Genomic DNA, 2,053 nt, shown 5'->3' with positions numbered 1-2,053 from the left:
TCCCGCACCCAGAGCATAGAGCGTTTCGTTGATGGCGGGGCTGAGGGCAATGATCCTCTCGGCTCCCCAAAGATTCCCCCATACCAAAACCGTAGCCAAAACTTTCAATAACATGCTTCTACCTTGTAAATCCATGTCATGGTTTGTGCATCGTTCAAAATGAAATTCTCCGCCGTTGTATGAACCGATTCTCCGTCAATGAGATAAAACCATCCGAATTTTCCGATCTGCGATTGAACACCGTCGATGGAACGGACGAAACGGTACTGTCCCGTTTTGCTCGTCTCTACACGACTGATCCGTTTAAGAACGTCCAATGCGCTCATGCCGGGTGAATAGGCCGTTTCGATGACTTTATCGGGTTTTGCATCACCGTAATGGAGGGTAACCGTAAGATTCTCCCCCCAACAATGCAGTGCTAAAAGAACAGATAGTACAATGAGTTTCATCAAAAAATGACCTTCATCCCTGCATAGTATCCTCGCGGCGACGATGCGTATCCGTCTACACTTTGATAGTATTTGTCGGTAAGATTATCAATTTTACCGTAGAGTTGGATAGAATCGGTCAGATTGTAGTTAAGTACAAAATTAAAAAGGGTATAACGTCCGGTTTGTTCCCCTTGCTGATCCGCCTGATCGTAGCGTGTCCCTACATAGTGGGCGTTTATTCCCATACTCAAATCGTCGATTCCATAATAGTTGAGTGAAACTTTAGCTTCGCGTTTGGGGCGGCGTTTTAAATCTTTCCCGTCTTTATCGACAAAGTGTGCAAGATGGGTATAGTCAGCATTCAGTACGAACGAATCCAAAAGAGTGTGCCGAAAAGTGACCTCGTACCCTTTAAAGGTACTGATTCCGTTTAAATTTTTGTAATAGGGGTCATTATTGAACCAGTTCAGAGGGGTCGGATCATACCACTCGATCAAATCTTTTACCCGATTTTCGAAATAGGTGAGCGTGATACTTTTATACCCGAGCGTGAGATCATAGCTTTTCGTGTTTTCGGGGCTGAGAGTATCATTGGACGCACCCCACGGATTAAATATTTGGATGAGATTAGGTGCCGTATAGGACGTTCCGTAATTTCCGCCGACATACATATCCTCCGAAAGTATATATTTTGCCCCTATTTTACCGGTTGTTTTGGCATGGAAGCTGCTGTAGTCGTCCCGTCGCAAACTCTCTGTTAGAATCAAATCGCCGAAGGTATTGAAGTTGGTCACGAACACCGCTTTCGATGAAACCGATTTTGCTCCCGTCGTTGAATCGGCTTGGATAAAATCGATTTTATCCCATTTTTTGGAGAGACCGGCAACAATGAAATCATTCCCGCTGTAGCGAAAGTGGTCGCGCAGCTCAACCTCTTGGGTTTGCCCGTTAAATACTTTTACGCCGTAGCTGGTATCAAGCTCATCACGTCTGAATTTTGAAAGATTTGCTTTGGTCGAAAGGGTATGGTTATGATAGGCTTTGTCATAGGTTGCCCCGTAAAGTCGGGTTCTCACATCACTGTGTTCTACACTGTTTGGAGCGTTATAGCTGTCATAACTGCCCAATGCGTTAATGTCGGTATAGCTGATACCGAATGTATCCTCAGACGTCGGATTGTAATGGGCATTAAGATTGAGGGTGGTATTGGCATAGGGATCTTTTTCGTATCGGTCAATATTCTCCCCTTTAGGTGCCTGTGCGGTAAAACTGTTGCTCATTAGACGGTCAAACGAAATTTTGAAATCATATTTATCCGTTTTATGAGAAAGAAATCCCCCCCACTTTGCGGTGGCAAAACTTCCGTATTCAACATTCGCACCGGTATGGGTCCCCGCTTCCGCGCTTTTGGTGATAATGTTGATAACTCCGGCACTCGCATCCGCTCCCCATATTCCGCTTTGAGCCCCTTTTATAAGTTCGATCTGCTCGATGTCGCTTATAAGAAGGTGGGCGAAATTGGCTCCGCTTGTACTCGAGGGATCCTGATAGCGGATACCGTTGATCAAAACCAATACTTTATTAGTATCCATACCGCGCACAAAAACTTCCTGTGTCGTTCC

Annotated in this window: 2 protein-coding genes; both read right to left on the bottom strand. The window is 45.2% G+C overall.

Annotated elements, in window-relative coordinates:
* Positions 1 to 104: 104 nt before the first annotated feature.
* A complete protein-coding gene (locus A2517_RS07300; RefSeq protein WP_294895599.1) occupies positions 105 to 449 on the bottom strand; it encodes a DUF4430 domain-containing protein in 345 nt (114 codons plus the stop codon).
* The coding region (locus A2517_RS07295) for a TonB-dependent siderophore receptor (RefSeq protein WP_294895597.1) at positions 449 to 2,053 on the bottom strand (1,605 nt) is incomplete at its 5' end. The genes A2517_RS07295 and A2517_RS07300, both read right to left, overlap by 1 nt.

Origin of the sequence: Sulfuricurvum sp. RIFOXYD12_FULL_44_77 (assembly GCF_001830725.1) — a bacterium.
GTDB classification, from domain to species: Bacteria; Campylobacterota; Campylobacteria; order Campylobacterales; family Sulfurimonadaceae; genus Sulfuricurvum; species Sulfuricurvum kujiense_A.
The sequence above is the reverse complement of the archived record's forward strand: the minus strand, read 5'-3'. Positions and strand labels throughout refer to the sequence as shown.

Bases quoted from the DNA above. Each gene is read 5' to 3' on its own strand.
- A2517_RS07300 (WP_294895599.1), bottom strand. From the start codon at position 449: ATGAAACTCATTGTACTATCTGTTCTTTTAGCACTGCATTGTTGGGGG.